Source organism: Sulfitobacter sp. HI0129 (assembly GCF_001635395.1).
Classification (GTDB): Bacteria; Pseudomonadota; Alphaproteobacteria; order Rhodobacterales; family Rhodobacteraceae; genus Sulfitobacter.
Genome location: NZ_LWGH01000072.1, coordinates 1 through 252, shown reverse-complemented (window position 1 = coordinate 252; position 252 = coordinate 1). Strand labels below are relative to the sequence as shown.

The 252-nt window shown below is 62.7% G+C and carries 1 pseudogene; it reads right to left on the bottom strand.

What is annotated here, in order from left to right:
- Positions 1-64: 64 nt before the first annotated feature.
- Positions 65-252: pseudogene (locus A3764_RS00765) on the bottom strand (type IV secretion system protein); the annotation flags it as partial.

Sequence of the window (252 nt, the reverse complement as noted above, 5' to 3'; positions counted from 1 at the left end):
CTCACTACAAGTGCTGCGAGACCAAGTGCCCGAACTGAAGCCAAGCTGTGGATCATGGACATTTTCATGGATCCACCGCCATCGAGCGGAACTTGCGTTCATCCGCGAGGGTTGCGGCATCGACGACGCCGAGCTGGCCCGCACTGACGCCCTGGGCGGCTTCGAGCCGCCAGATCTGGGTCAGGATGATCCCGAGCTCGGCGGTGACGCGCGTGTTGAGATCGACGGCGGCCTTCAGCCCGTCCTGATCAT